The sequence below is a fragment of the Pseudoclavibacter sp. CFCC 13796 genome (genome assembly GCF_008831185.1).
Lineage (GTDB): Bacteria > Actinomycetota > Actinomycetes > Actinomycetales > Microbacteriaceae > Pseudoclavibacter_A.
Genome location: NZ_WBKD01000001.1, coordinates 184,512 through 205,271, shown reverse-complemented (window position 1 = coordinate 205,271; position 20,760 = coordinate 184,512). Strand labels below are relative to the sequence as shown.

The window sequence follows — 20,760 nt, the reverse complement described above, 5'->3', positions numbered from 1 at the left end:
CGATATGACGAGAGGCCGTCGTGCCCTGCTCGGGGAAAGTCAGTACACTGGGGCGTTGTGACGAGCGCAGATCTCAGCAAACGACCCGAAGAGGTCTCGGCGATGTTCGACCAGGTCGCGCCGGGATATGACCGCACCAACACGGTGATGACGTTCGGGCAGGTCGGGCAGTGGCGACAGGCCACGACGCGTGCCGTCGCCCCGAGGCCGGGAGAACGTGTTCTCGACCTCGCGGCAGGCACCGGCACGTCGAGCGTGCCCTTTCATCAGGCCGGCGCCGATGTGGTCTCGGCAGACTTCTCCGAAGGCATGCTCGCCGAGGGGCGCCGCCGCTACCCGTTCCTGACGTTCGAGTGGGCCGACGCCACGGCGCTGCCCTTCGACGACGACAGCTTCGACGCGGTGACCATCTCGTACGGGCTGCGCAACGTGGTCGACATGGACAAAGCGATGAGCGAGGCGCTGCGAGTGCTGAAGCCAGGCGGCCGATACGTCATCTGTGAGTTCTCGACGCCGACGTGGCGTCCGTTCGCCAAAGTCTACGACTGGTGGCTCGGCAACGTCCTGCCTCGTCTGGCGCAGCTGGCCAGCACCAACGACGCTGCATACCCGTATCTGAGCGAGTCGATCGAGGCCTGGCCCGATCAGCGCTCGCTCGCCCGGCATCTGCGTGCGGCCGGGTTCGAGCATGTGCAGTGGCGCAATCTCAGCGGCGGCATCGTGGCCCTGCATCGTGCATGGAAGCCGGCGGCGAAGGACGAAGACTGATGGAACGCGGCAACGACACCACCCGACTGGTCAGCGGCCCCAAACGCTTCTTCCTGCGTTCCGAGGATCGCCAGCTGGTCGGCCGCATGGAGCAGGGGCTCGAAGACGTCGAGCGGCGCATCGTCAAGGAGTCGACCTCGGCCGACTCGGTGACCAATGCCGCCACCCGGTATCTGGTCGAGGCGGGCGGCAAACGCGTGCGGCCGCTGCTCGCGCTGCTCGCCTCAGAGCTCGGCGACGGTGTGAACGACGGCGTGCTCGAGGCAGCCACCGGGGTCGAGCTGACCCACGTGGCGAGCCTGTACCACGATGACGTCATGGACGAGGCCGACACCCGCCGCTCGGTCACCAGCGCCCACCGCATTTGGGGCAACAACGCCGCCATTCTGGCCGGAGACATCCTGTTCGCACGCGCGTCGATGATCGTCAGCGAGCTGGGCCAGCAGGCGATCATGATCCAGGCGCACACCTTCGAGCGCCTGTGCCTCGGGCAGCTGCATGAGACGCTCGGCCCGGACGAGGGTGCTGACCCTATCGAGCACTATCTGCAGGTGCTCGCAGACAAGACCGGGTCGCTGATCGCCGCCGCCGGCGAGCTCGGCGTGCTGCTCGGCGGTGCACCAGACGAGTACCGCGTCGCGGTGCGTCGCTTCGGCGAGTGCATCGGCGTGGCCTTCCAGCTCGTCGACGACGTGATCGATCTGCGCAGCACGAGCGACGAGCTCGGCAAGACGCCGGGCACCGATCTGCGCGAGGGCGTGCCGACACTGCCGTGGCTGCTGCTGCAGCGACAGGCCGAGACCGATCCCGAGGCCGCGGCCGTGCGAGACGAGGTGAAGCGTCTGCTCGCCGATGACGACACGCTTGACCAGGCTCTCGCGACGCTCGCCTCGCATCCGGTCACCGATGAGGCGCTCACACAGGCGAAGGCCTGGGCGAAAGACGCGACCGACGCGCTCGAGGCGCTGCCCGCAGGCCATGTGCGCGACCTGTTCGTGCGGCTGGCCGACTACATCGTCAGCAGAAGTCACTGAGATCCCAGATTCAGCAAGGAGCATCGCGCATGTCAGAGTCGTCAGCGAGACAGCCGGCGCGCATTCGGGTCGCCGTCATCGGCGCCGGGCCGGCCGGCATCTATGCATCCGACATCCTGCTGAAGGCCGAGCGCGACTTCGACGTGTCGATCGATCTGTTCGAGCGGCTGCCCGCCCCGTACGGGCTGGTGCGCTACGGCGTGGCCCCCGACCACCCACGCATCAAAGGCATCATCAACGCACTGCGTGAGACACTCGACCGCGGCGACATCCGCATCTTCGACAACGTCGACTTCGGGCGTGACATCACGCTCGACGACCTGCGCTCGCATTACCACGCTGTGATCTTCGCGACCGGTGCGGTCGAGGATGCCCCCCTGCGCATTCCGGGCATCGACCTGCCCGGGTCGTATGGTGCTGCCCGTTTCGTCAACTGGTACGACGGGCACCCCGACTTTCCCCGGGAATGGTCGCTCGATGCGCCGCATGTCGGTGTGGTGGGCAACGGCAACGTCGCGCTCGACGTGGCGCGCATGCTCGCCAAGCACGCCGACGATCTGCTGCCCACCGAGATTCCGGCGAACGTCTATGCCGGGCTCAAGGCCTCGAAGATCACCGACGTGCACGTCTTCGGGCGACGCGGCCCCGCCGATGTGAAGTTCACGCCGCTTGAGCTGCGCGAGCTGGGCGAGGTGCCCGACGTCGACATCGTGCTCGACCCGGCCGACTTCGTCTACACCGAGGCCGACGAGGCCGCGATCGCGAAGAACAACCAGAAGAAGGTCATCCGGCGCATCTTCGACAAGTGGCTGCAGCGTGAGCCGGGCACGGCATCGCGACGGCTGCACCTGCACTTCTGGCAGCGCCCGGTCGAGGTGCTCGGCGTCGAGCACGTCGAGGGACTGCGCCTCGAGCGCACGCAGGTCGACGCCGAGAGGTGTGTGGTCGGCACCGGTGAGACGCACGACGTCGAGCTCGGTCAGCTCTACCGTGCGGTCGGCTACTACTCGTCGCCGCTCGAGCAGGTGCCCTTCGACGAGGTGCGCGGCGTGATTCCGAACGAGGGCGGTCGCGTCGTCGACGAGGGCCAGACCGTGCTCGGAGAATACTCGACCGGCTGGATCAAACGCGGCCCAGTGGGGCTGATCGGCTCGACCAAGTCAGATGCGCTCGAGACGGTCACCAACCTGATCGAAGACGTGCATGCCGGTCGCATCTGGCAGCCGACCGTCGCTGCCGAAGAGACCATTCCGGAGCTGCTCGGTGAGCGTGGCGTCGACTTCACCACGCTGGAGGGCTGGCACAACCTCGATGCCGCTGAGCGTGCGCTGGGCGAGGCCTCAGACCGCGAACGCGTGAAGATCGTCTCACGTCAGGGCATGCTCGATGCGAGCCGAACAGCGAATGGCTCTGACTCGATCGAGTGAACGCAGGCCTCAGTAGCTGTATGAGGCGGTGCTCGCGACGATGATGAAGATGAACGCGAGCCAGAGCAGCGTCAGTCCGAGACTGGCGTACCCCACGATCAGCCCGGCGAGGGCGAGGCCTTTGCCGCCTTCGCCACGAGTCTTGATCTGGTTCAGTGCGATGTGCCCGAAGACGATGCCCAGCACGTTGAACACGAATGCGAAGATCAACGAGAGAATCGCCATCGTGTTGGTCGGCGGTGCCGGCGTGTAGCCGTACTGCGCCTGGCCCGCCGGTGCTGCAGGATACGCCGGTGCTGCGGGGTAGACCGGAGCGGCAGGATAGGTCGGCGTGCCCGGGTACGCGGGAGCGCCGTTGGCGACCGGCGGCGCGTCGTATGCGGGAGGATTCTGAGGCGGCGTGCCGTAGGACTCGGGGCCAGTCTGGTACCGGTGCTCATTCGGGTTCGGGGTGGACGGATCGGGCATGTCTGCTCCTCGTTCAAACGATCAGCTGGTTCTCTGACTGTAACGTGTGTGGCGGTCTGTGTCCGCATCAGGGCTGCCTGTCGTCAGCTGATCACCCCGGCTAGGCTTGAGATGCCCGCCCGAACACCTGAGGTCAGGAGAGAACGATGAACGCCCCCAGCTCGCAGGACCCTCAGCCCGCTCAGCAGCCTCCTCTGCCACCTGTGGAACCGCGCTCTGCCGGCGCAGAGCAGCAGGCATCGACGCCGCCTTCGGCCCCCTATCCGCCGGCTGCCGGCTTCGGGGAGGCTCTGCGGCCGCGAGCCAATCGTGTGGCCCAGAAGATCCCGACGAACCTCTGGATCGCCATCGGTGCTCTCATCGCCGTCACGCTCTTCGTGATCGTGTCGCTGTTCTTCGGAGACGTTCCGGCCAAGGGCGGCAAGGTGACGGTCACGGTGGTCTATTTCGCGGCGTTCATCGGCATCACGATCGGCGAGCTGAGCATCGCCGACCGAGATCGCTTCTACCCTGTGCCGCTGGCGATCGTGAGCAGCGTCTACGTCGTGGCATTCGGCGTGATGCTCACCTGGATAGAGCCGGCGCGTCAGATCAGCGACGTCTACTCCTACCGAAGCAGCGTCTCGACCGCCGGGCAGAACGCTGCGCTGGCGCTCGGGCTGCTCATCCCCTTGATCATCGCGGCCAAGGCACCGGTCGCTGCGGCTCGGTTCACGTTCAAGCAGGCCGGTGAGAACGCTGTGCTGAAGTTTCTCGCCGTCGCCTCGGCGGGGCTGTTCTCGCTGCTGGCCGTGATCCTGTTTCTGCCGACGCTGCTGCAGCGCTCGTTCCGTGTCGACGCAGGCGAATGGTTCGGGCGTCTCATCGTGATCGTCCTGATGCTCGCGTTCCTGGCGATCAGCGTGTTCATTCTGCTGTCTTGGACGTTCAACGCAGACGAACGGCGTACCCGCCGCTTGGAGCGTCAGCAGCGTCTGGCTCAGCATCGGCAGCGGCCATACGGCTCAGAGGCAGCTCAGTGGGCCGCTGAGAGCGCCCCCGTCGCGCCGGTCGCCACACCTGCGGCCGCCCCAGAGGTGCCTGTCCACCCCGAGCCCGCTGCCCACCCCGAGCCCGCTGTGACCTCCGATCCCGTCGTCTCACCGGTCGCTGCCGAGGAGCCAGCACCGCATCTGCCGTGGCCCGTCTTCGAAGACGGCATCACTCCGCTGCCGGTGGGAGCCGACGGCCGGCCGGCGTTCAGTGTGCTGCAGCCCTTCCCCGGGCGCACCGAGCCGGTGGTCGAGGGGTCGCCTGAGGCTGATGCGGCGATCGAGCGCGCGCGGCAGACGCATCACGGGTACTGAGGTGGGAGGGGCCGCGCCGGTGCGCTGATCAGCGCCGGCGCTGAGTCCCTTTGCCGTTCTTTCCGTCTCGATCGTCTTTTGCCTTCGACGGCTGAATGACGAGTCCGCTGATCAGGCCGATGCCCAAGCCGACCAGTGAGTAGAGCCACTCACCGGTGATCGCGAACATGATCAGTCCGACGATCGCGCCGATGATCAGCCCGCGGATGATCTGCCGCTTGCCGAGCGCCCGCTCTTTCTCGGTAGGCTTGGCCGCCGGCTTCCTGCTTTTGCCCTGGCTCATTTCGCTCCTCGGTTCTTCGAACCGTCGTCGGCATCCGCGTCGGGTTTCGAGCGCTTCGGCGTCGAGGTCGACGCGTGGTCGTCTCGCAGATCACGGCGGCGCACCGGTGCAGACGCCCGGCGGCCGGTTCGGCGAGCGGCCCGCTGGGGGCCGGGGTGGCTGGTGGATGCCGTGGCCGACGGGTCTTGGCCGGAGGCGGGCTCGGCCTGTGCGGATTGGCCCGAGGCGACATCCATCGACTGCACCCGCAGGTCGCGACGACGCAGGGTCGCGCGCACTCGGTCGGTCGGATCAGTCTGAGGCGGCACAGAGTCTGACGGTTTCGGCGGCTGACTCAGCTCAGCGGGCATTCCGAGGAGGCCCAAGGCCATGTCGACGACTTCGTCGTGTCGACCGAGGTCGGCGAGCGTGCGCACCTTGAGGGCGGCGAACCAGCGGCCGGGCTCTTCGCCGGGATACTCAGCGAGACCGAAGTCGAGCCAGCGCAGAGCGTCCTCGCCGCGGCCGAGCGAGCGCAGCGAGTCGGCCATCTGCAGGATGGCCAGCGGGCGGTTCTCTTCGCTGAGACCGCGCTTGATCACGAACTCGAGAAAGAGCTGCGCCTTGAAATGGTTGTTGGCGTAGTAGTAGGCGCTGGCGAGCTGGAAGACATCGTCAGGGTCTTGGGCGTCCATGAAGGGCACGAGCTCTTCGAACAGACGCACGGTCGACTCGGGGTCTGAGTCTTTCGCGACGTTCCACGCCTGTTCGGCGATGCGCCTCCACAGATGCTCCGTCGGCTCACTATGCATATACAGGAACCCCTAGCGGTAGTTCGTGAACTGCAGGGCGACGTCGAGATCGGCGCCCTTCAGCAGCGCGATGACCTCTTGCAGGCTGTCGCGGCTCTTCGACGACACTCTCAGCTCATCGCCTTGGATCTGCGCTTTCACGCCTTTGGGGCCGTCATCGCGAATGAGCTTCGCGATCTTCTTCGCCTGGTCTTGGGCGATGCCTTCGACGAACGAGCCCTGGATGCGGTATTCCTTGCCGCTGGCAGCAGGCTCGCCAGCGGTGAAGGCCTTGAGCGAGATGCCGCGTTTGATCAGCTTCGTCTGAAAGACGTCGAGCACCGCGCTGGCGCGCTCTTCGCTGTTGGCGATGATGAGCACGTCTTCGCCGCTCCAGGCGATGGATGCGCCGGTGCCGCGAAAGTCATAGCGCTGCGAAATCTCTTTCGCCGCCTGATTCAGGGCATTGTCGGCCTCTTGACGGTCGATGGAACTGACGATGTCGAAAGAGGAGTCTGCCATGTGACCGATCATACAGAGAAGAACTGTGGATTTGTTTTGCGAGCGGCCGATGCTGCTAGTATCCTTATCTGGTTGCGGTCTTCTTGGAGCACTGCAGCACGGCGGGTTACCCGAGCGGCCAAAGGGAGCTGACTGTAAATCAGCCGGCACAGCCTTCGCAGGTTCGAATCCTGCACCCGCCACGCCGAGCAGCGGATCCGGCATGCACGACGCAGTCGCGCAGCCGATTCGCCGCTCGCACTCCGGCTTGTCGGCCGGGGCCCTGAAGATGATATTGTCTTATGGTGCCTCGGCCGGTCGGCCAGAGTGCATGCCTCGATAGCTCAGTGGTAGAGCACTTCCATGGTAAGGAAGGGGTCGCGAGTTCAATCCTCGCTCGAGGCTCACAGTGCGGGTTGGTTCGGCCGCAGCAGCCGCTGGCCCCTTCGGACTTCCCCACATGGATGCGGTCTCCGCATCGCCCTGGCTGGGTAGCTCAGATGGTAAGAGCGCACGACTCATAATCGTGAGGTCGAGGGTTCGATCCCCTCCCCAGCTACAACACATGCAAGGCCCTGCACCCCGCAGAATCACTGGGGAGCAGGGCCTTCGTCATTCCCCGCAGATTCGCCCGTGATAACGCTGGTGGCAGCATCTGCCGAAATCGCAGGCGGCGCTCACACCCGATGTCCGCTGACACGAGCGAAGCCTTCGCGGGCCAGGCCCATCACGATCATCGCGGCGATCGGCGGAAGCCAGAGCATCGGTGACAGAGGCGAGGTGCCGAAGAAGGCGCCGACGAACGGTACGTAGACGATCACCAGCATCACGGCGATCGCGAGCAGGCATGACAGCCAGAACCATCGGTTGGTCAGCTGGTGTCGGCTGAAGATGCCGTGCACACTGCGACGATGCATGATGTTGACCAGCTGCGTGAGCAGAATCGTGGCGTAGGTCACCGTTGTGGCCGCAGCGATCTGCGCCGCGCTGCCCTCGCCGAGTCCGAGGCCCTGCAGCGGGTAGGCGACCAGATAGGCGAGCGCGGCGAGCACGCCCATGACCGTGCCGCTGAACACGACATCGGTGATCGAGTGTCCCTGCAGAATGCGGGCCTTCGGGTCGCGCGGCGGCCGGCGCATGTTCTCGCCCTCGGCGCGGTCGGAGCCGAGCGCCGAGATCGGGATGATCTCGCCGAGCACGTCGACTGCCAGGATCTGCAGCACGTTGATCGCGAGCGGCATGCCCAGCAGCGTCGTCAGCGCCAGACTGATCATGTTGACCACGAACTCGCCCACGTTCGAGGTGAGGCAGCTGAGCACGCCGCGAGAGATGTTCGTGTAGATCGTGCGCCCCTGCCCGATGGCGTGCACGAGGGTGGCGAAGCTGTCGTCGAGCAGCACGACCTCGGCCGCCTGCTTGGCCACGTCGGTGCCGGTGCGTCCCATGGCCACCCCGATGTTGGCGCTGCGCAGTGCGGGCGCGTCGTTGATGCCGTCGCCGGTCACCGCGACCACGTGTCCGCTGTCGCGCACCAGGTTCACGATGCGCATCTTGTCTTCGGGAGCCACCCGGCTGAAGACCACGCCTCCGCCCAGTGCGTGCCGCAGCACCTCGGCGTCGGGCATGGCGTGCAGCTGGTCTCCGGTCACCACGACGAGGTGGTCGGCCTGGTCGGCGAGCCCGGCCATCTTGGCGATCGCGCCGGCGGTGAGCGCCGAGTCGCCGGTCACGATGCTCACATTGATGCCGGCGGCTCGTGTCTCTGCCATCGCGTCGGGCACCTCGTCGCGCAGCGGGTCCCGCATGCTCACGAACCCGAGCAGCAGCAGATCGTGCTCGATGTCGTCGATGCCGAGCGTCGAGAACGGCGAGTCGGCTGAGTCGGCCGGGCCGGTGGATGCCGCTGCGACGAGCGAGGTCACGTCGCGCACGGCGAAGGCCAGGTTGCGCAGCGCCTGCCCGGCGGCCTGACGCTGAGCGTCGAGGAAACGACGCCGATCGTCGTCGGTGATTGGGCGCACGGTGTCGCCGTCGAGCACCCGTGTGCACACGTCGAGCAGCGACTCCGGCGCGCCCTTGACGTAGGCGATGTGGCGAGCCGGGCTCGCCTCGACCACGCGACGCACCGAGGTCATCCGTTTGCGTTCTGAGTCGAAGGGCAGCTCGTGCTCTTCGACGCGGTCGTGCTGCAGCTGGTCGAGGTCGACACCGGCCTTGACGGCGAAGGGCAGCAGTGCGCCCTCGGTGGGGTCGCCGAGCACGTGCCAGTCGGGATGATCGTCATCGGGTGGCAGCAGGCGAGCGTTGCTGGCCAGCACGCCGGTCTCGGCGAACGTGCGCTGCCAGTGCGTCGGGGTGAGACGGGCGCCGTGCGCGTCGTGGACCTCGCCGGTGGGCGCGTAGCCGCTGCCGGTGACCGTGAACGGTGCGAAGCCGATCTCGGCGCTGACCACGGTCATCTCGTTGCGGGTCAGCGTCCCGGTCTTGTCCGTGCAGATGACGTGTGTCGCGCCCAGCGTCTCGACCGCGCTGAGCTTCTTGACCAGCGCACGGCGACGCGCGAGCACCTCGGAGGCCTGCGCAAGGGCTGTGTTCACCTCGGCGGGCAGACCCTGTGGCACGAGCGCGCAGGCGAGCCCCACGGCGAACAGCAGCGCCTCGCGAAAGGGCATCTGTGCGATCACGGCGAAGACCAGCAGCACGGCTGCGAGTACGGCGACCGTGATTCCGATCACGCGTGCGATCGTCGACATCTCACGCTGCAGCGGGCTGGGGGTCGTCGGAGCCTGATCGCTCAGCTGGGCGATGCGTCCGAGTTCGGTGCGCATGCCGGTGGCGGTCACGACGCCGAACACCTCGCCGGTGCCGATGTCGGTGCCCGTGAAGAGCAGGTTGCGTCGGTCGGCCAGCGGCACCGGATACTCCAGTGTGGCGACGGTCTTGCGCGTGGGATTGCTCTCGCCGGTCAGTGCGAACTCGTTGGCGCTGACCGCCTGCGCCTCGATCACCCGCATGTCTGCGGGCACGGAGTCGCCCTCGGCCAGATGCACGACGTCGCCGGGCACCAGCGTGGCCGTGTCGACCTCGGTGATGCGCCCGTCGCGCAGCACGTCGGCCGTGGGCGTCACCAGCGCTTCGAGCGCCTGCATCGTGCGTTCGGCGCGAGCCTCTTGGGCGAACCCGATCGTGGTGTTGATGAGCACCAGGACCACCAGCACGGCGGCGGTCGACCAGTCGCCCAGATAGCTCACGACGACGGCGCATGCGAGCAGCAGCAGCACGAGCCAGTCGCGAAACTGGGAGAGATAGCGCATGATCGGGCTGACACGACCAACCTGAGCGATGCGGTTGGGGCCGCTCTCGGCCAGCCGGCCGGATGCCTCGGTCGAACTGAGCCCGGAACGCGACGTGTCGAGCGTCTGCAGTGCCGCGTCGGCAGAGAGGGTGGAGAAATCGGTGGGTGCGGCGGTCATCGTGCCGGCCGTTGGGGAATCGTTGCTACGCATCGAACAGAACCTCTTTCCCAAGTGTCCTCTTCTCATGCTAGTGAGCCCAGGATGACGTAGTCTGCAACGATGGTCAGTACACAGACGGCGCATCCCCCGTCGCGTCGATCGATACGCGGCACCTGGCGTCGGGAGCCGAGCACCCACGTGCGCACCGGAACGACGGCGGCGCCGACCGAACACGGCTCCTTCACGATTCTCGCCGAGACCGAGGTGGCGCACTCGCCCCAGGAATGGGCCCCGCACTCCCACCCGCACCACGAGCTGGTCTGGAGTCACGGCGGCACGGTGACGGCACGTGTCGGCGACGCCATGTTCACGGTCTCGGAGGGCTGCGGGCTGTGGATTCCGGCCGGTATGGTGCACGCTGGGCGGCTGACCGCCGAAGTGGAGTTTCACGATGCCTTCTTCGCTGCAGGGCGCACCCCCGTGGCGTTCGCAGAGCCGACGGTGATCGAGATGAGCCCGCTGCTGCAGGCCCTGCTCTCACATCTGGTGAGTCCCGGTCTGACCGAGGAGGCGCGGGCCCGGGCAGAGGCAGTGGTGTTCGATGTGCTGCGACCGGCGAGTCGACAGCTCACCCTGCGCCTGCCGGCCGACGACCGGATCGCCCCAGTCGCCGAGGTGCTGCTGCACGACCCCGCCGACGGGCGCTCGCTCGGGGAATGGGCGCTCGCACTGAACATGAGCGTGCGCACGCTCTCGCGCGCCTTTCGCGCCTCGACCGGGCTGTCGTTCGGCCAGTGGCGGCAGTCGCTGCGCATCCATCATGCGCTCGCGCTGCTCGACGAGGGGCACGACGTGCAGCGGGTGTCGGCCCGACTCGGGTATGCGCAGCCGAGCACGTTCATCGCGACGTTCCGTCGTCTGATGGGGGTGACGCCGGGCGTCTACGTGGCCGAAAAGCCGTACTCGCTGTCGTGAAGTCCTGATTGCGGCCAGCTCTTCGCCGTCTCTATTCTTTTGTGCGTGCAGGCAACCCTTACCTCCCTCAGATGCAACCACATTGCGGCTGTGATCTGCGGATGAGGCCAGCGAGGAGCCTGCAGAGCGATCGACTCGTGCTGCAGTACGGCCGTTCGGTCGCGGTGCACGGCGTCTCGGTACGGCTGCGGCCGGGCCGGGTCACCGCGTTCGTCGGTCCGAACGGCAGCGGCAAGTCGACGCTGCTGCGCTCGCTGGCCCGGCTGCACGACGTCGCAGAGGGGCAGGTGCTGCTCGGTGACGAGGATGCGCCGGGCACCCCCGTCTCGCTGCTCACCCGTCGCGACTTCGCCCGCGAGGTGACGCTCTTCGCGCAGACCCATGCCGCCCCGGAAGGGCTCAGCGTCGCCGAGATCGTGGCTTTGGGCAGGCACCCGTACCGCCGCCGACTCGGTGGGCTGAGCGACGACGACCGGCGGGCGATCGACCATGCCATGCAGGTGACCGGGCTGCAGGGCAAGGCGGGTCGCGCCGCCGGAGAGCTCTCGGGCGGCGAGATGCAGCGTGTCTGGCTGGCCGCGTGTCTGGCGCAGAGCACCGGTGTGGTGCTGCTCGACGAACCCACCAACCACCTCGACTTGCGCTATCAGGTCGAGACGCTCGATCTGATGCGTGAGCTCGCCGAAGCGCATGACGTGGCCGTCGGCGTCGTGCTGCACGACCTGGAGCAGGCGGCGAGCGTGGCCGACGAGCTGCTGCTGCTCGACCACGGTCGGGTGCATGCCGAAGGCGAGCCCGACGAGGTGCTCACCGCCGAGCACATCCAGGCGGTCTATGGCATCCCCGTCGACGTCGGCGTCGACCCGGGCAGCGGTGCGCTGCACATCGATCCGGTCTCCAGACGCCGTCGGCGTCGTGCCTCCATCCCCCGAGAAGAAACCCGAAAGGATCACGAATGATCTCCGCCCCCAGAATCGCCGCTGCGGCGGCAGCGCTGATCGCGGTGTCGCTCACCGCGGCCGGCTGCGGCACCACGACGGTCGATCAGAGCGACGCAGCCGTGTCGCCAGCCTCGCAGAGCTGCGCCGACGACACGACCACGACATCCACCGGCCCCGTCGATCTGACCGACGGCGTCGGCCGTCAGGTGCACCTCGACAAGCCCGCCGAACGCGTCGCCGTGCTCGAATGGCAGCAGACCGAAGACCTGCTGAGCCTGTGCGCCTCGCCCGTCGCGGTCTCAGACCCGGACGGTTACAAGACCTATGTGAGCGCCGAGAGGCTGCCCGACCAGGTGACCGACATCGGCGAGCGAGGTGAGCCCGACCTCGACGCGCTCTACGGGGCGAACCCCGATCTGATCGTGATCGAGGCGTTCAGCGCCGACGACGAGCTGATCGGCAAGCTCGAGCAGCGCGGTGTGCCCGTGCTCGCGACGCTGGGCGCCGACGCGGCAGACCCGATCGGCAACATGAAGAAGGTGTTCTCGCAGATCGGCGAGGCCACCGGGCGCACGGAGCGCGCCGACCAGGTGATCAAGGAGTTCGACGACCACCTTGCTGCGGCGAAAGACAAAGTGGCCGACGTCGATCTGCCCACCAAGAGCTTCCTCTTCTTCGACGGCTGGATCGAGGGCGGCAACGTCGCGATCCGCCCCTATGGCAAGGGCGCGCTCTTCACCGCGCTCGGCCAGCAGCTGGGCCTCGAGCCTGCTTGGACCGACGAGATCAACGCGGCCTACGGCAGCGGCGGCGTCGACCCGGCCTACGGCCTGGCCCAGACCGACATCGAAGGCCTCACCGCCGTGGGCGACGCGAACCTGTTCTACTCCAGTGACGACACGCCTGACAGCTATGTGACCGAGCTCGAGAAGAGCCCCATCTGGTCGTCGCTGCCCGCCGTGCAGCAGCACCGTTCGCATGCCTTCCCCTCGGGCGTCTGGGGCGCCGGAGGGCCGCGTTCGAACGAGCAGGCGATCGACGCCTTCGTCGACGCGATCACCCAGGGGTGACCGAGCCGCGTCAGCACACGACGACCCCGTCCGGCATCGCCGGCGGGGTCGTCGTGCTGGGCGGGCTCGCCGTCGCGGTCATGGCGGTCGGCGTCTGGCACCTGACCCAGGGCACCTCGGGCGTCGGCGCCTGGGATCTGCTGCGGGCGCTCGCCGGGTCTGGCGAGACGGTCGGCGGGGTGCCGCTCGTCGACGTGCTCACCGGGTCGCGCCTGCCCCGACTCTTCGCCGGCATCGCGGTGGGCTTCGCGCTCGGCGTCGTCGGCGCGCTGCTGCAGTCGATCACCCGCAACGCGCTCGCCTCGCCTGACACCCTTGCGGTGACCGCAGGCTCGTACTTCGCGCTCGCCGTCGTCGCCGCATTCGGCATCGCCGTGCCGCTGTGGGCCTCGGGGCTGGTCGCATTCGCCGGCGGGCTGCTGGCTGCGGCAGTCGTGCTCGGGTTGGCCGGCAGCGCGTCGGGCGCGGCCACCACACGGCTCATTCTGGCCGGATCGGCCATCGCCATGGCCCTCGACGCCGCGACCGGCATGCTGCTGATCCTCTTCAAAGAGAGCACGACCGGGCTCTTCGCATGGGGGAGCGGCTCGCTGGCACAGCTGAATCTCGACGCGGCGATGCGTGCGATGCCGATGATCGTCGCCGTGCTCGTCGCTGCGCTGCTGCTCGCTCGGCGCCTCGACGTGCTGCGGCTGGGTGACGACACCGCCGCGTCGCTCGGCGTCTCGGTGCGCGGCACGCGCAGCGTCGCAGTGGTCTGCGCCGTGCTGCTCACCGCCGTGGCTGTCACGCTCGCCGGCCCGATCGCCTTCGTCGGTCTGGGAGCGCCGGTGGTTGCGCGGCTGATCTCGAGCCGGATGCCGACGTTGCGTCGACACGCGCTGCTGCTGCCCGCCTCGGGGCTGCTCGGCGCGTTCCTGCTGCTCGCAGCCGATGCGCTGCTGCGGGCCTTGATGGGGGCCCAGGCGGCGGCCTCGATCCCGACCGGCGTGCCCACCGCACTGCTGGGAGCGGTGGTGATCGTCGTGCTCGCGCTGCGGCTGCGCGACGCCGGTGCCTCACGGCCGCATCAGCGTGCTCGCTCCGGCCTGTGCACCAGCCGACGGTTCGCGGCGGTCATGGTCGGCAGTCTGGTGCTGCTGGTCGTGGTGGCGGTCGTCGGTCTGCTGGCCGGCAGCCTCTGGCTTCGGCTGGGCGACCTGGTGCTGTGGGCCCAGGACGCCGCACCCGACCTGATCGAGCGAGCGCTCGACGAGCGGTTGCCCCGGGTGGCCGCAGCAGTGCTGGCCGGCGCCGCCCTCGCGCTCTCGGGGTCGGTCGTGCAGGCCACCGTGCGCAACCCGCTCGCCGAACCCGGCATCCTCGGCATCACCGCCGGTGCCGGGCTGGGCGCGGTCTGGGTCGTGACCAGCGGCGCCGGCGGCCGACCGCTGCTGATCGGCATGGCCGTGCTCACCGGTCTGGCCACGTTCGCACTCATCGCCGTGCTGGCCTGGCGCGGCGGTCTGCGCCCCGATCGGTTCGTGCTGATCGGCATCGGCTGCGGCTACGGGCTGACCGCGATCACCACGTTCCTGCTGCTGCGGGCGGATCCCTGGGACACCCCGCGCATCTTCACCTGGCTCTCGGGCACGACCTACGGGCGCACGCTCGTCGACGTGCTGCCGGTCGCGATCGCGCTGGTGCTGCTGACGCCGGTGCTCTTCGCCATGCGTCGGCAGCTCGACGTCGTGTCGATCGACGACGACACTCCCCGTCTGCTCGGCATCGGGCTCGAACGAACGCGCCTGACGCTGCTCACGATGGCTGCGGTGCTCGCCGCCGTCAGCGTGGTCTCGATCGGCGTGGTGGGATTCGTCGGTCTGGTGGCGCCGCACCTGGCGCGCTCGATCGTGGGCGCGCGGCATGGCCGCATCATTCCCGTGACGATGGTCTTCGGGGCGCTGCTGGTCGCGATCGCAGACACGCTCGGTCGCTCGCTGATCGCCCCTTCGCAGATTCCGGCGGGGCTCATGATCGCGCTGGTCGGAGCGCCCTACTTCGCCTGGCTGATGCGTCGGTCGCGCTGAGCGTCACGCCGGGCGGAGGAGCGGGGCCGCAGGCTCAGCGCCCGTGCAGAAAGTCGCCGATGACCGTGCTGATCAGCTCGGGGCGTTCGGCGACCAGCGCGTGTGTGGCTCCCGGCACGATGCACAGCTGGGCGCCGGGAATCGACTTCGCGATCAGCAGGGTGTGCTCGACGGGAACGGCATCGCGATCTGCGGCCATGACGAGTGTCGGGGCGGTGACGGCGCCGAGGTCGGCCGCAGCGATGTGCGGCTCGGTGCGCCAGAGCTCCATGAGCTTGTCGAGCACCACGTCGACGTGCTCCGGGCCGTCTGGCGAGAGCCGCTGATACCAGTCGCGCTCGCTGCCCGGTTCGACCGTCGGCTGCTCTTGTTGCGGTTCTGGTTCTGGCTCTGGCTGTGACTCTGGCTCTGGCGACGAGCCCGCCTCGTCGTCCATGTCGAAGGCCGAGGGGTCGAGGTTCGCGCTGATGGCCACGAGCGAGCGCACCCGCTGCGGATGCCGCATCGCGAGCAGCAGCCCGATGATCGCGCCGTCGCTGTAGCCGACGACATGGGCCTGGTCGACGCCCATCGCATCGAGATAGGCGAGCACGTCGTCCACGCCTCGGTCGTAGTCGAACGCTCCGGGAACATCGGCGCTTCGGCCGTGACCGGGCCGCTCGAACGCGAGCACGCGATGTTCCGCGGCCAGAGCATCCGCCTGCGGGCGCAGCGATTCGAGCGAGCAGAACCCGCCATGCAGCAGAAGCACCGGGGCGCGCTCGGCAGAGCCGGCGTCTTCGCCCTCGACGTCGTGCGGGCGGGTGTCTTCGGCATACATCTCGCGGCCGTTGATCGTGAGATGGCCGCTCGTCGTGCGGCGGTCGGCGCTGGTCATCGGCTCGGCCCGTTTATGGGCTTCCACGTGCTGACCCGCACCGTCGTGGACATGCCGATGTCGATCTCGTCGCGCCCAGCGACTCCGATGCGAGAGCCGCCCCACTCGGGTGTGGCGGCGGATATAGCGGCGGCCGCAGCGTCATCGGTCGGCGGAGAGTAGAGCTTGGCGTGCTGATCGGAGGCGAGCTGGACGACCAGGCTCGAAAGCGCCTCGGACTGCGAGCCGCGCAGGTCGCCGGTCCACTCGAGAGTGGCCTTTGCGCCCTGTCCGGGAGCCAGCGTGACCGGCTGAGCGATGTTGGGGGCGTCGTTCGCGAAGGGATCGGTCGGCGAGTCCTCGACGTCGAGCAGGAAAGCACTGCCCCACTCGCCGCGGCCGCCGATGCCCGGCCAGCCGATCACCGTGCAGGACCGGTTCGAAGAGTTCGCGGCCACCAATGAGGCGTACCGATGGCCCAGCGCGGCGTCGCTCTGAGTGAACGCGAACGTGATCTGTTCGGGGAGGCAGGCCTGTCTGACCGAAGCCGCCGGGTTCGAGGCGGTCTTGCGCAGCAGTGCGTCGACCTCGGCCTGGCCCAGCTCGGCGTCCGGGGTGACTGCGGTGTCGGGCTGCTGATCCCAGCCGGGTGAGACCTCGGCGTCGGTGTTCGGCGTGATCGAGACCGGTGCCGGGGGCTCTGACGTCTGTGGCGGCAGATCGGCGCCGACGCTCGAGCAGGCGGTGAGCGTGACGCCCGCCAGGATGAGCAGACTGGTCGTACGTGCTGCGCGAGCGCGCTTTCCGGGCGTGGCCATGCCCCGAAGTCTAACGGTCACATTCCCAGCCAGAGCCGCAGCAGCGCCGCGACCGCCGCACCTGCGACCACGACCACGATGAAGGGCGCTCGCATCCACAGCAGCAGCGCGGCGACGCCGAGGGCGACCACACGGGCGTCGAACACCACCGCACCGTTCGTGGTGAACGCCTGAACGGCGACCAGTGCGCCCAAGAGCGCCACGGTGACGCCGCCGAGCACCGACTGCACACGCGGCGACGAGAGCACTCCGGCCGGAATCAGATAGCCGGTCAGCTTGAGTCCGAAGGCGATCACGGCCGAGACGAGGATGATGACCCAGGCGATGCTCATCGTGTCATGCCCCGATCTGCATGTCGGTCACGCGGTCGGCGTCGAGGGTTGCCGCGTCGCGCCTCGCCGAAGGAGGCGATGGCGAGCCCGACCGCAGCGGCGACGAGCACGGGGATGCCGGCGGGGGTCGTCGGCGTGAGCGCCAGTGCCACGACTGCGGCGGCGATCGCGATCGCAATCGGTTCGCGGCCGCGAAGGCGCGGCCAGAGCAGACCGAGGAAGGCCGCGGCCGCGGCCGCGTCGAGCCCCCAGACGCGGGGGTCGGGAATCTGCTTGCCGATCAGTGCGCCGACCAGCGTCATGGCCGCCCAGCCGAGGTAGACGCCGACGGCGGTCACCCAGAACCCGAGGCGTTTCGCCGCCCTCGTCGGCTGTGCGAGTGCGACGGCGGCCGTCTCGTCGATGGTGAACTGTGCAGCGACGAGACGACGGAGCCCGGGCAGATCGAGGATCGGCGCTAGCTGCAGCCCGTAGAGGCTGTGTCGCATGGCGAGCAGCGACGAGCTGGCGATGGCGCTCACCGCGCTGGCCGGGGTGAACCCGCCGGTGGCCACGACGCCCACGATCGCGTACTGCGAGCCGCCGGTGAAGAGCAGCAGACTCATCACGAGCGACTGCGCCGTGGTGAATCCCGCGGCCACCGAGAGCGCTCCGAAGCTGATGCCGTAGAGAGCCGTGGCGATCGACACCGACAGCCCCATGCGCCAGGCCTCGCGGCGATCGTCGGCCCCGGAACGACCGGGGTGCTCGTCGGTGCGCGGCTCGTGTTCGGGCATGGCGACCATTATCGCGTGCCGGGCCGGCATCGGTACACTGAAGACGTGGTGAATCTCAACATTGCCGGCAAGACGTATCCGGCCACAGAGCCCTATCTGGTGGCACGCGAGAAGGTGCGCGAGTTCGCCTCCGCGGTGTTCTCGAACAGCGCGCTGAGTCGTGATCCGCGGGTCGCCCTCGACAGCGGATACAGCGGGGTCGTCGCACCGCCGACCTTCGCTGTGATCATCTCGCAGCGCGCCGAACAGCGCCTGCTCTTCGACCCCGACGCGGGCATCGACTTCACCCGTCTGGTGCACGGCGACCAGCGCTTCATCCACGAGCGGCCGATCGTCGCCGGCGACGAGCTGACCGCTCAGCTCACCGTCACCGCGGTGCGCAGGCTCGGCCACAACGCCATGGTCACGACGGTCACCAAGATTCGAGACCGCGACCAGCAGCTGGTGTCGACTGCCATCGCGACCTTCGTGATTCGCGAGGAGCCGGCCGAGGCCGCGCCTGAGTCGGCACCCGAGACGGTGCCCGAGCCGGCCCAGGGCAGCAAGGAGGACGCACGATGAGCGACGCAGAGCAGACACCTCAGGTCGAGCCGCACACAGAGTCGCAGCTCGCCGCAGACACCCGCGATCTGCCTGCGGTCGAGGTCGGCGCAGAGTTCGGCCCGAGAACCGTGCACCTCACGCGCGACAGCCTGGTGCGCTATGCCGGGGCGTCCGGTGACTTCAACCCGATTCACTACCGTGACGACGCGGCCAAGCAGGCAGGTATGCCCAGCGTGCTCGCCCACGGCATGCTCACCATGGGCCTCGCGATTCAGCCGGTCGTCGACTGGGTCGCCGCGGGCGATCCCGGCCGCGTCTTCGACTACCAGGCGCGGTTCACTCGCCCGGTGCTCGTCGACGTCGAGACGGGCGCCGACGTACAGGTGAGCGCCAAGATCACGGCGATCGAGACGATCGAGCAGGGCGTGCACACCGGAAAACAGGCCGCGAAGGTCACGATCACCGCGACCTTCGAAGGTCGCACGGTGCTCGGCAAGGCGCTGGCGCAGGTGCTGCTGTGACGTTCCGCTTCGCCGACGAGACCACGATGGGCGTCGGCGGCGGGGCCGAGCGTGTCTTCGAGATCACCACACCGGCCGAGGCCCTGGAGGCACTCGGCGAGGTCGACGGCGTGCATGACGAATTCGTGGTGCTCGGCGGCGGGTCGAATCTGGTCGTCGCCGATGAGGGCTTCGAGGGGGCCGTGCTTCGGGTGCGCAACGAGGGCACCGACGTTCGCGTGCACGCCGAGGGCGTGCTCGACCTGCATGTGGCCGCCGGCGAGGTCTGGGATGACCTCGTGGCTCGAACGGTCGAGTCCGGCCTGGGTGGCATCGAGGCGCTGAGCGGCGTTCCCGGCCGCGCCGGGGCTGCGGTGATTCAGAACATCGGCGCCTACGGGCACGAGGTGGGTGAGGCACTGGTCTCTGTCGACTTCGCCGATGCCGCCACCGGTGAGCTGCGTACGATCTCAGCCGCCGACTTGGGGCTTGGCTACCGCACCAGTGCCTTCAAACGCGGAGAGCTCGAAGGTGTCGTGACAGCGATCACCCTGCGGCTGCACGGCGACGGGCTCTCAGCCCCGGTGCAGTATGCCCAGCTGGCAGCGGCACTCGGCGTCGAGGTCGGGCATCGCGCACCGGTGCAGCAGGTGCGTGACACGGTGCTGAGCCTGCGTCGCGGCAAAGGCATGGTCTACGACCCGACAGACATCGACTCGCACGGCTGCGGGTCGTTCTTCACGAACCCGATCGTGCACGCCTCGTTCGCGAACGGGCTGCCGGCGGATGCCCCGCGCTGGCCCGTCTCGGAAGAAGCGCTGAACGGGCAATCGTCGACCGGCTCGGCGAGCGCGCCCGCGAGCGACGCAGGGGATGCCGCTGTCGCAGCGGTGATCCCGCTCGATCGCTTTCGCGGCGACGAGCTGTACGCAGCCGGTCAGCAGGGGCGACAGAGCGGTCGGCGTCTGGTCAAGCTGAGTGCCGGATGGCTGATCGAGCACGCAGGAGTGCACCGCAGCTTCGCGCTGCCAGGGTCACAGGCGGGCATCAGCTCTCGGCATACGCTGGCGATCACTAATCGCGGTGGCGCGACCGCCCGCCAAGTCGTCGAACTCGCCACGTTCGTGCAGACGCGGGTGGCCAACGAATTCGGCATCGCGCTGCAGCCCGAGCCGATTCTGCTGGGATTCGGCGAGAACTGAGCCGGCCTCAGCGGCGGCGGAAGATCCGTGCGGCCAGCAGCACGCCCAATGCCGAGCTGCCGACGATCGCTGCGGTCTTGCCGAAGCGCTTCAGCTTGCGCGAGTATTCTGACGGATTCGCACGAGCGGTGAGCTCGGTGATGTCGGCCGAGAGCAGACGCTGGGTGTGCTCGATCTTCGCCTGAATGCGCTCGACCTCTGAGAGGCCCTGGCCGAGGTCGGTGTTGCTCATCGCTCGCTCCTGTTCGGGGTGATGGTGCTGACGATGCCGCGCACCGACTCGACGGTCTTCGGTGCGCCTTTGACCTTCTTGAACCGCTTGACGCCGACGAGCACGGCGAGTCCTGCGACGATCAGCCAGAACACCCCGAGGATCAGTCCCGACCAGCCGTTGCCGACCAGCAGCCCGAGCCCCCACCAGGCGCCGAGCGACAGAAAGAGCAGAGCGAAGACGACGATGGCGCCTGCACCGATGAACAGCGCGCCGCCGATGCCGGCGTTGCGGCCTGAGTCGCGGAGTTCGGCCTTCGCCAGTTCGATCTCCTGGTGAACGAGATCCTGCACGCCGGTCGAGATGTCTCCCAACAGAGTGCTGATCGGGCGTCTCTCAGTCATGATCGTGTCGC

22 protein-coding genes and 3 tRNA genes are annotated in these 20,760 nt (G+C 68.2%); 14 read left to right on the top strand and 11 right to left on the bottom strand.

The features are described from left to right. Positions 1 to 57: 57 nt before the first annotated feature. From F8O07_RS00990 to F8O07_RS00980, 3 genes are read left to right on the top strand one after another with little or no spacing between them, the layout of a single operon-like run. Positions 58 to 768: a demethylmenaquinone methyltransferase gene (locus F8O07_RS00990; RefSeq protein WP_158030317.1), complete on the top strand. Its 711-nt coding sequence runs from the start codon at positions 58 to 60 to the stop codon at positions 766 to 768. After that, positions 768 to 1,802, top strand: a complete 1,035-nt coding sequence (locus F8O07_RS00985; RefSeq protein ID WP_158030316.1) for a polyprenyl synthetase family protein — start codon at positions 768 to 770, stop codon at positions 1,800 to 1,802. Before F8O07_RS00990 ends, F8O07_RS00985 begins: the two co-directional genes overlap by 1 nt. A gap of 29 nt (positions 1,803 to 1,831) precedes the next feature. After that, entirely contained in the window at positions 1,832 to 3,229 is a 1,398-nt protein-coding gene (locus F8O07_RS00980) for an FAD-dependent oxidoreductase (protein WP_158030315.1), read from the top strand. A gap of 9 nt (positions 3,230 to 3,238) precedes the next feature. On the opposite strand, the gene F8O07_RS00975 is transcribed toward F8O07_RS00980, so the two are convergent. After that, the gene (locus F8O07_RS00975; protein ID WP_158030314.1) at positions 3,239 to 3,697 is read right to left on the bottom strand and encodes a DUF4190 domain-containing protein; all 459 of its coding nucleotides are present in this window, start codon (positions 3,695 to 3,697) and stop codon (positions 3,239 to 3,241) included. A 146-nt stretch (positions 3,698 to 3,843) separates the two neighbouring features. Between F8O07_RS00975 and F8O07_RS00970 the strand changes: the two genes are divergently transcribed. Next, positions 3,844 to 5,043: a hypothetical protein gene (locus F8O07_RS00970; protein WP_158030313.1), complete on the top strand. Its 1,200-nt coding sequence runs from the start codon at positions 3,844 to 3,846 to the stop codon at positions 5,041 to 5,043. A gap of 28 nt (positions 5,044 to 5,071) precedes the next feature. Here the strand turns inward: F8O07_RS00970 and F8O07_RS00965 are convergent, their stop codons facing one another. The 3 genes from F8O07_RS00965 to F8O07_RS00955 are packed head-to-tail and all read right to left on the bottom strand — an operon-like array spanning position 5,072 to position 6,618. Beyond that, the gene (locus tag F8O07_RS00965; protein WP_158030312.1) at positions 5,072 to 5,326 is read right to left on the bottom strand and encodes a hypothetical protein; all 255 of its coding nucleotides are present in this window, start codon (positions 5,324 to 5,326) and stop codon (positions 5,072 to 5,074) included. Next, positions 5,323 to 6,117, bottom strand: a complete 795-nt coding sequence (locus tag F8O07_RS00960) for a tetratricopeptide repeat protein (RefSeq protein WP_158030311.1) — start codon at positions 6,115 to 6,117, stop codon at positions 5,323 to 5,325. Before F8O07_RS00960 ends, F8O07_RS00965 begins: the two co-directional genes overlap by 4 nt. 12 nt (positions 6,118 to 6,129) lie before the next feature. Continuing rightward, positions 6,130 to 6,618: a YajQ family cyclic di-GMP-binding protein gene (locus F8O07_RS00955; RefSeq protein ID WP_192496571.1), complete on the bottom strand. Its 489-nt coding sequence runs from the start codon at positions 6,616 to 6,618 to the stop codon at positions 6,130 to 6,132. 100 nt (positions 6,619 to 6,718) lie between these two features. On the opposite strand from F8O07_RS00955, the gene F8O07_RS00950 reads away from it, so the two are divergent. The 3 genes from F8O07_RS00950 (at position 6,719) to F8O07_RS00940 (ending at position 7,156) form a co-directional block, all read left to right on the top strand. Further along, positions 6,719 to 6,800, top strand: a tRNA-Tyr gene (locus F8O07_RS00950). A 130-nt stretch (positions 6,801 to 6,930) separates the two neighbouring features. Further along, positions 6,931 to 7,002: transfer RNA gene (locus F8O07_RS00945), tRNA-Thr, on the top strand. 80 nt (positions 7,003 to 7,082) lie between these two features. Then, a tRNA-Met gene (locus F8O07_RS00940) sits at positions 7,083 to 7,156 on the top strand. 118 nt (positions 7,157 to 7,274) lie between these two features. Here F8O07_RS00940 and F8O07_RS00935 read toward each other — a convergent pair. After that, entirely contained in the window at positions 7,275 to 10,070 is a 2,796-nt protein-coding gene (locus tag F8O07_RS00935; protein ID WP_192496570.1) for a cation-translocating P-type ATPase, read from the bottom strand. A gap of 102 nt (positions 10,071 to 10,172) precedes the next feature. On the opposite strand from F8O07_RS00935, the gene F8O07_RS00930 reads away from it, so the two are divergent. The 4 genes from F8O07_RS00930 to F8O07_RS00915 all read left to right on the top strand — a co-directional run bounded on the left by F8O07_RS00930 (position 10,173) and on the right by F8O07_RS00915 (position 15,107). Beyond that, positions 10,173 to 11,027: a helix-turn-helix transcriptional regulator gene (locus tag F8O07_RS00930; RefSeq protein WP_158030308.1), complete on the top strand. Its 855-nt coding sequence runs from the start codon at positions 10,173 to 10,175 to the stop codon at positions 11,025 to 11,027. Positions 11,028 to 11,128: 101 nt separating this feature from the next. Then, complete coding sequence (locus F8O07_RS00925; protein ID WP_158030307.1) at positions 11,129 to 11,986, top strand: ABC transporter ATP-binding protein; 858 nt, start codon at positions 11,129 to 11,131, stop codon at positions 11,984 to 11,986. Then, positions 11,983 to 13,038, top strand: coding sequence for an iron-siderophore ABC transporter substrate-binding protein (locus F8O07_RS00920; RefSeq protein ID WP_158030306.1), 1,056 nt, complete (start codon positions 11,983 to 11,985; stop codon positions 13,036 to 13,038). The genes F8O07_RS00925 and F8O07_RS00920 overlap by 4 nt, the downstream gene beginning before the upstream one ends. Continuing rightward, the gene (locus tag F8O07_RS00915; RefSeq protein ID WP_158030305.1) at positions 13,035 to 15,107 is read left to right on the top strand and encodes an iron ABC transporter permease; all 2,073 of its coding nucleotides are present in this window, start codon (positions 13,035 to 13,037) and stop codon (positions 15,105 to 15,107) included. The genes F8O07_RS00920 and F8O07_RS00915 overlap by 4 nt, the downstream gene beginning before the upstream one ends. A 34-nt stretch (positions 15,108 to 15,141) precedes the next feature. Here F8O07_RS00915 and F8O07_RS00910 read toward each other — a convergent pair whose 3' ends face one another. From F8O07_RS00910 to F8O07_RS00895, 4 genes are read right to left on the bottom strand one after another with little or no spacing between them, the layout of a single operon-like run. Then, positions 15,142 to 15,984, bottom strand: a complete 843-nt coding sequence (locus F8O07_RS00910; RefSeq protein ID WP_225733118.1) for an alpha/beta fold hydrolase — start codon at positions 15,982 to 15,984, stop codon at positions 15,142 to 15,144. Then, positions 15,981 to 16,781 (bottom strand): DUF4232 domain-containing protein, encoded by an 801-nt coding sequence (locus F8O07_RS00905; RefSeq protein WP_158030304.1) that lies wholly within the window; start codon positions 16,779 to 16,781, stop codon positions 15,981 to 15,983. The genes F8O07_RS00910 and F8O07_RS00905 overlap by 4 nt, the downstream gene beginning before the upstream one ends. Before the next feature lie 17 nt (positions 16,782 to 16,798). After that, a complete protein-coding gene (locus F8O07_RS00900; RefSeq protein WP_158030303.1) occupies positions 16,799 to 17,113 on the bottom strand; it encodes an AzlD domain-containing protein in 315 nt (104 codons plus the stop codon). Continuing rightward, a complete protein-coding gene (locus F8O07_RS00895) occupies positions 17,110 to 17,889 on the bottom strand; it encodes an AzlC family ABC transporter permease (RefSeq protein WP_192496569.1) in 780 nt (259 codons plus the stop codon). Before F8O07_RS00895 ends, F8O07_RS00900 begins: the two co-directional genes overlap by 4 nt. Positions 17,890 to 17,937: 48 nt before the next feature. On the opposite strand from F8O07_RS00895, the gene F8O07_RS00890 reads away from it, so the two are divergent. From F8O07_RS00890 to F8O07_RS00880, 3 genes are read left to right on the top strand one after another with little or no spacing between them, the layout of a single operon-like run. Then, positions 17,938 to 18,450 carry a MaoC family dehydratase N-terminal domain-containing protein gene (locus tag F8O07_RS00890; protein ID WP_318655784.1) on the top strand — a complete coding sequence of 171 codons (513 nt, stop codon included), beginning with the start codon at positions 17,938 to 17,940 and terminating at the stop codon, positions 18,448 to 18,450. Next, complete coding sequence (locus tag F8O07_RS00885) at positions 18,447 to 18,953, top strand: MaoC/PaaZ C-terminal domain-containing protein (protein ID WP_158030301.1); 507 nt, start codon at positions 18,447 to 18,449, stop codon at positions 18,951 to 18,953. The genes F8O07_RS00890 and F8O07_RS00885 overlap by 4 nt, the downstream gene beginning before the upstream one ends. Continuing rightward, a complete protein-coding gene (locus F8O07_RS00880; RefSeq protein ID WP_225733117.1) occupies positions 18,950 to 20,134 on the top strand; it encodes a UDP-N-acetylmuramate dehydrogenase in 1,185 nt (394 codons plus the stop codon). Before F8O07_RS00885 ends, F8O07_RS00880 begins: the two co-directional genes overlap by 4 nt. A 7-nt stretch (positions 20,135 to 20,141) precedes the next feature. On the opposite strand, the gene F8O07_RS00875 is transcribed toward F8O07_RS00880, so the two are convergent. Both F8O07_RS00875 and F8O07_RS00870 read right to left on the bottom strand, forming a co-directional pair. After that, positions 20,142 to 20,366, bottom strand: coding sequence for a DUF3618 domain-containing protein (locus tag F8O07_RS00875; RefSeq protein WP_158030300.1), 225 nt, complete (start codon positions 20,364 to 20,366; stop codon positions 20,142 to 20,144). After that, positions 20,363 to 20,749, bottom strand: coding sequence for a phage holin family protein (locus tag F8O07_RS00870; RefSeq protein WP_158030299.1), 387 nt, complete (start codon positions 20,747 to 20,749; stop codon positions 20,363 to 20,365). The genes F8O07_RS00875 and F8O07_RS00870 overlap by 4 nt, the downstream gene beginning before the upstream one ends. Positions 20,750 to 20,760 lie beyond the last annotated feature (11 nt).

Coding starts and splice junctions, on each gene's coding strand:
- F8O07_RS00935 (WP_192496570.1), bottom strand. CDS start 10,070: ATGACCGCCGCACCCACCGATTTCTCCACCCTCTCTGCCGACGCGGCA.
- F8O07_RS00920 (WP_158030306.1), top strand. CDS start 11,983: ATGATCTCCGCCCCCAGAATCGCCGCTGCGGCGGCAGCGCTGATCGCG.
- F8O07_RS00875 (WP_158030300.1), bottom strand. CDS start 20,366: ATGAGCAACACCGACCTCGGCCAGGGCCTCTCAGAGGTCGAGCGCATT.
- F8O07_RS00985 (WP_158030316.1), top strand. CDS start 768: ATGGAACGCGGCAACGACACCACCCGACTGGTCAGCGGCCCCAAACGC.
- F8O07_RS00955 (WP_192496571.1), bottom strand. CDS start 6,618: ATGGCAGACTCCTCTTTCGACATCGTCAGTTCCATCGACCGTCAAGAG.
- F8O07_RS00885 (WP_158030301.1), top strand. CDS start 18,447: ATGAGCGACGCAGAGCAGACACCTCAGGTCGAGCCGCACACAGAGTCG.
- F8O07_RS00870 (WP_158030299.1), bottom strand. CDS start 20,749: ATGACTGAGAGACGCCCGATCAGCACTCTGTTGGGAGACATCTCGACC.
- F8O07_RS00925 (WP_158030307.1), top strand. CDS start 11,129: ATGAGGCCAGCGAGGAGCCTGCAGAGCGATCGACTCGTGCTGCAGTAC.
- F8O07_RS00930 (WP_158030308.1), top strand. CDS start 10,173: ATGGTCAGTACACAGACGGCGCATCCCCCGTCGCGTCGATCGATACGC.
- F8O07_RS00970 (WP_158030313.1), top strand. CDS start 3,844: ATGAACGCCCCCAGCTCGCAGGACCCTCAGCCCGCTCAGCAGCCTCCT.
- F8O07_RS00895 (WP_192496569.1), bottom strand. CDS start 17,889: ATGCCCGAACACGAGCCGCGCACCGACGAGCACCCCGGTCGTTCCGGG.
- F8O07_RS00980 (WP_158030315.1), top strand. CDS start 1,832: ATGTCAGAGTCGTCAGCGAGACAGCCGGCGCGCATTCGGGTCGCCGTC.
- F8O07_RS00910 (WP_225733118.1), bottom strand. CDS start 15,984: ATGACCAGCGCCGACCGCCGCACGACGAGCGGCCATCTCACGATCAAC.
- F8O07_RS00965 (WP_158030312.1), bottom strand. CDS start 5,326: ATGAGCCAGGGCAAAAGCAGGAAGCCGGCGGCCAAGCCTACCGAGAAA.
- F8O07_RS00975 (WP_158030314.1), bottom strand. CDS start 3,697: ATGCCCGATCCGTCCACCCCGAACCCGAATGAGCACCGGTACCAGACT.
- F8O07_RS00960 (WP_158030311.1), bottom strand. CDS start 6,117: ATGCATAGTGAGCCGACGGAGCATCTGTGGAGGCGCATCGCCGAACAG.
- F8O07_RS00905 (WP_158030304.1), bottom strand. CDS start 16,781: ATGGCCACGCCCGGAAAGCGCGCTCGCGCAGCACGTACGACCAGTCTG.
- F8O07_RS00900 (WP_158030303.1), bottom strand. CDS start 17,113: ATGAGCATCGCCTGGGTCATCATCCTCGTCTCGGCCGTGATCGCCTTC.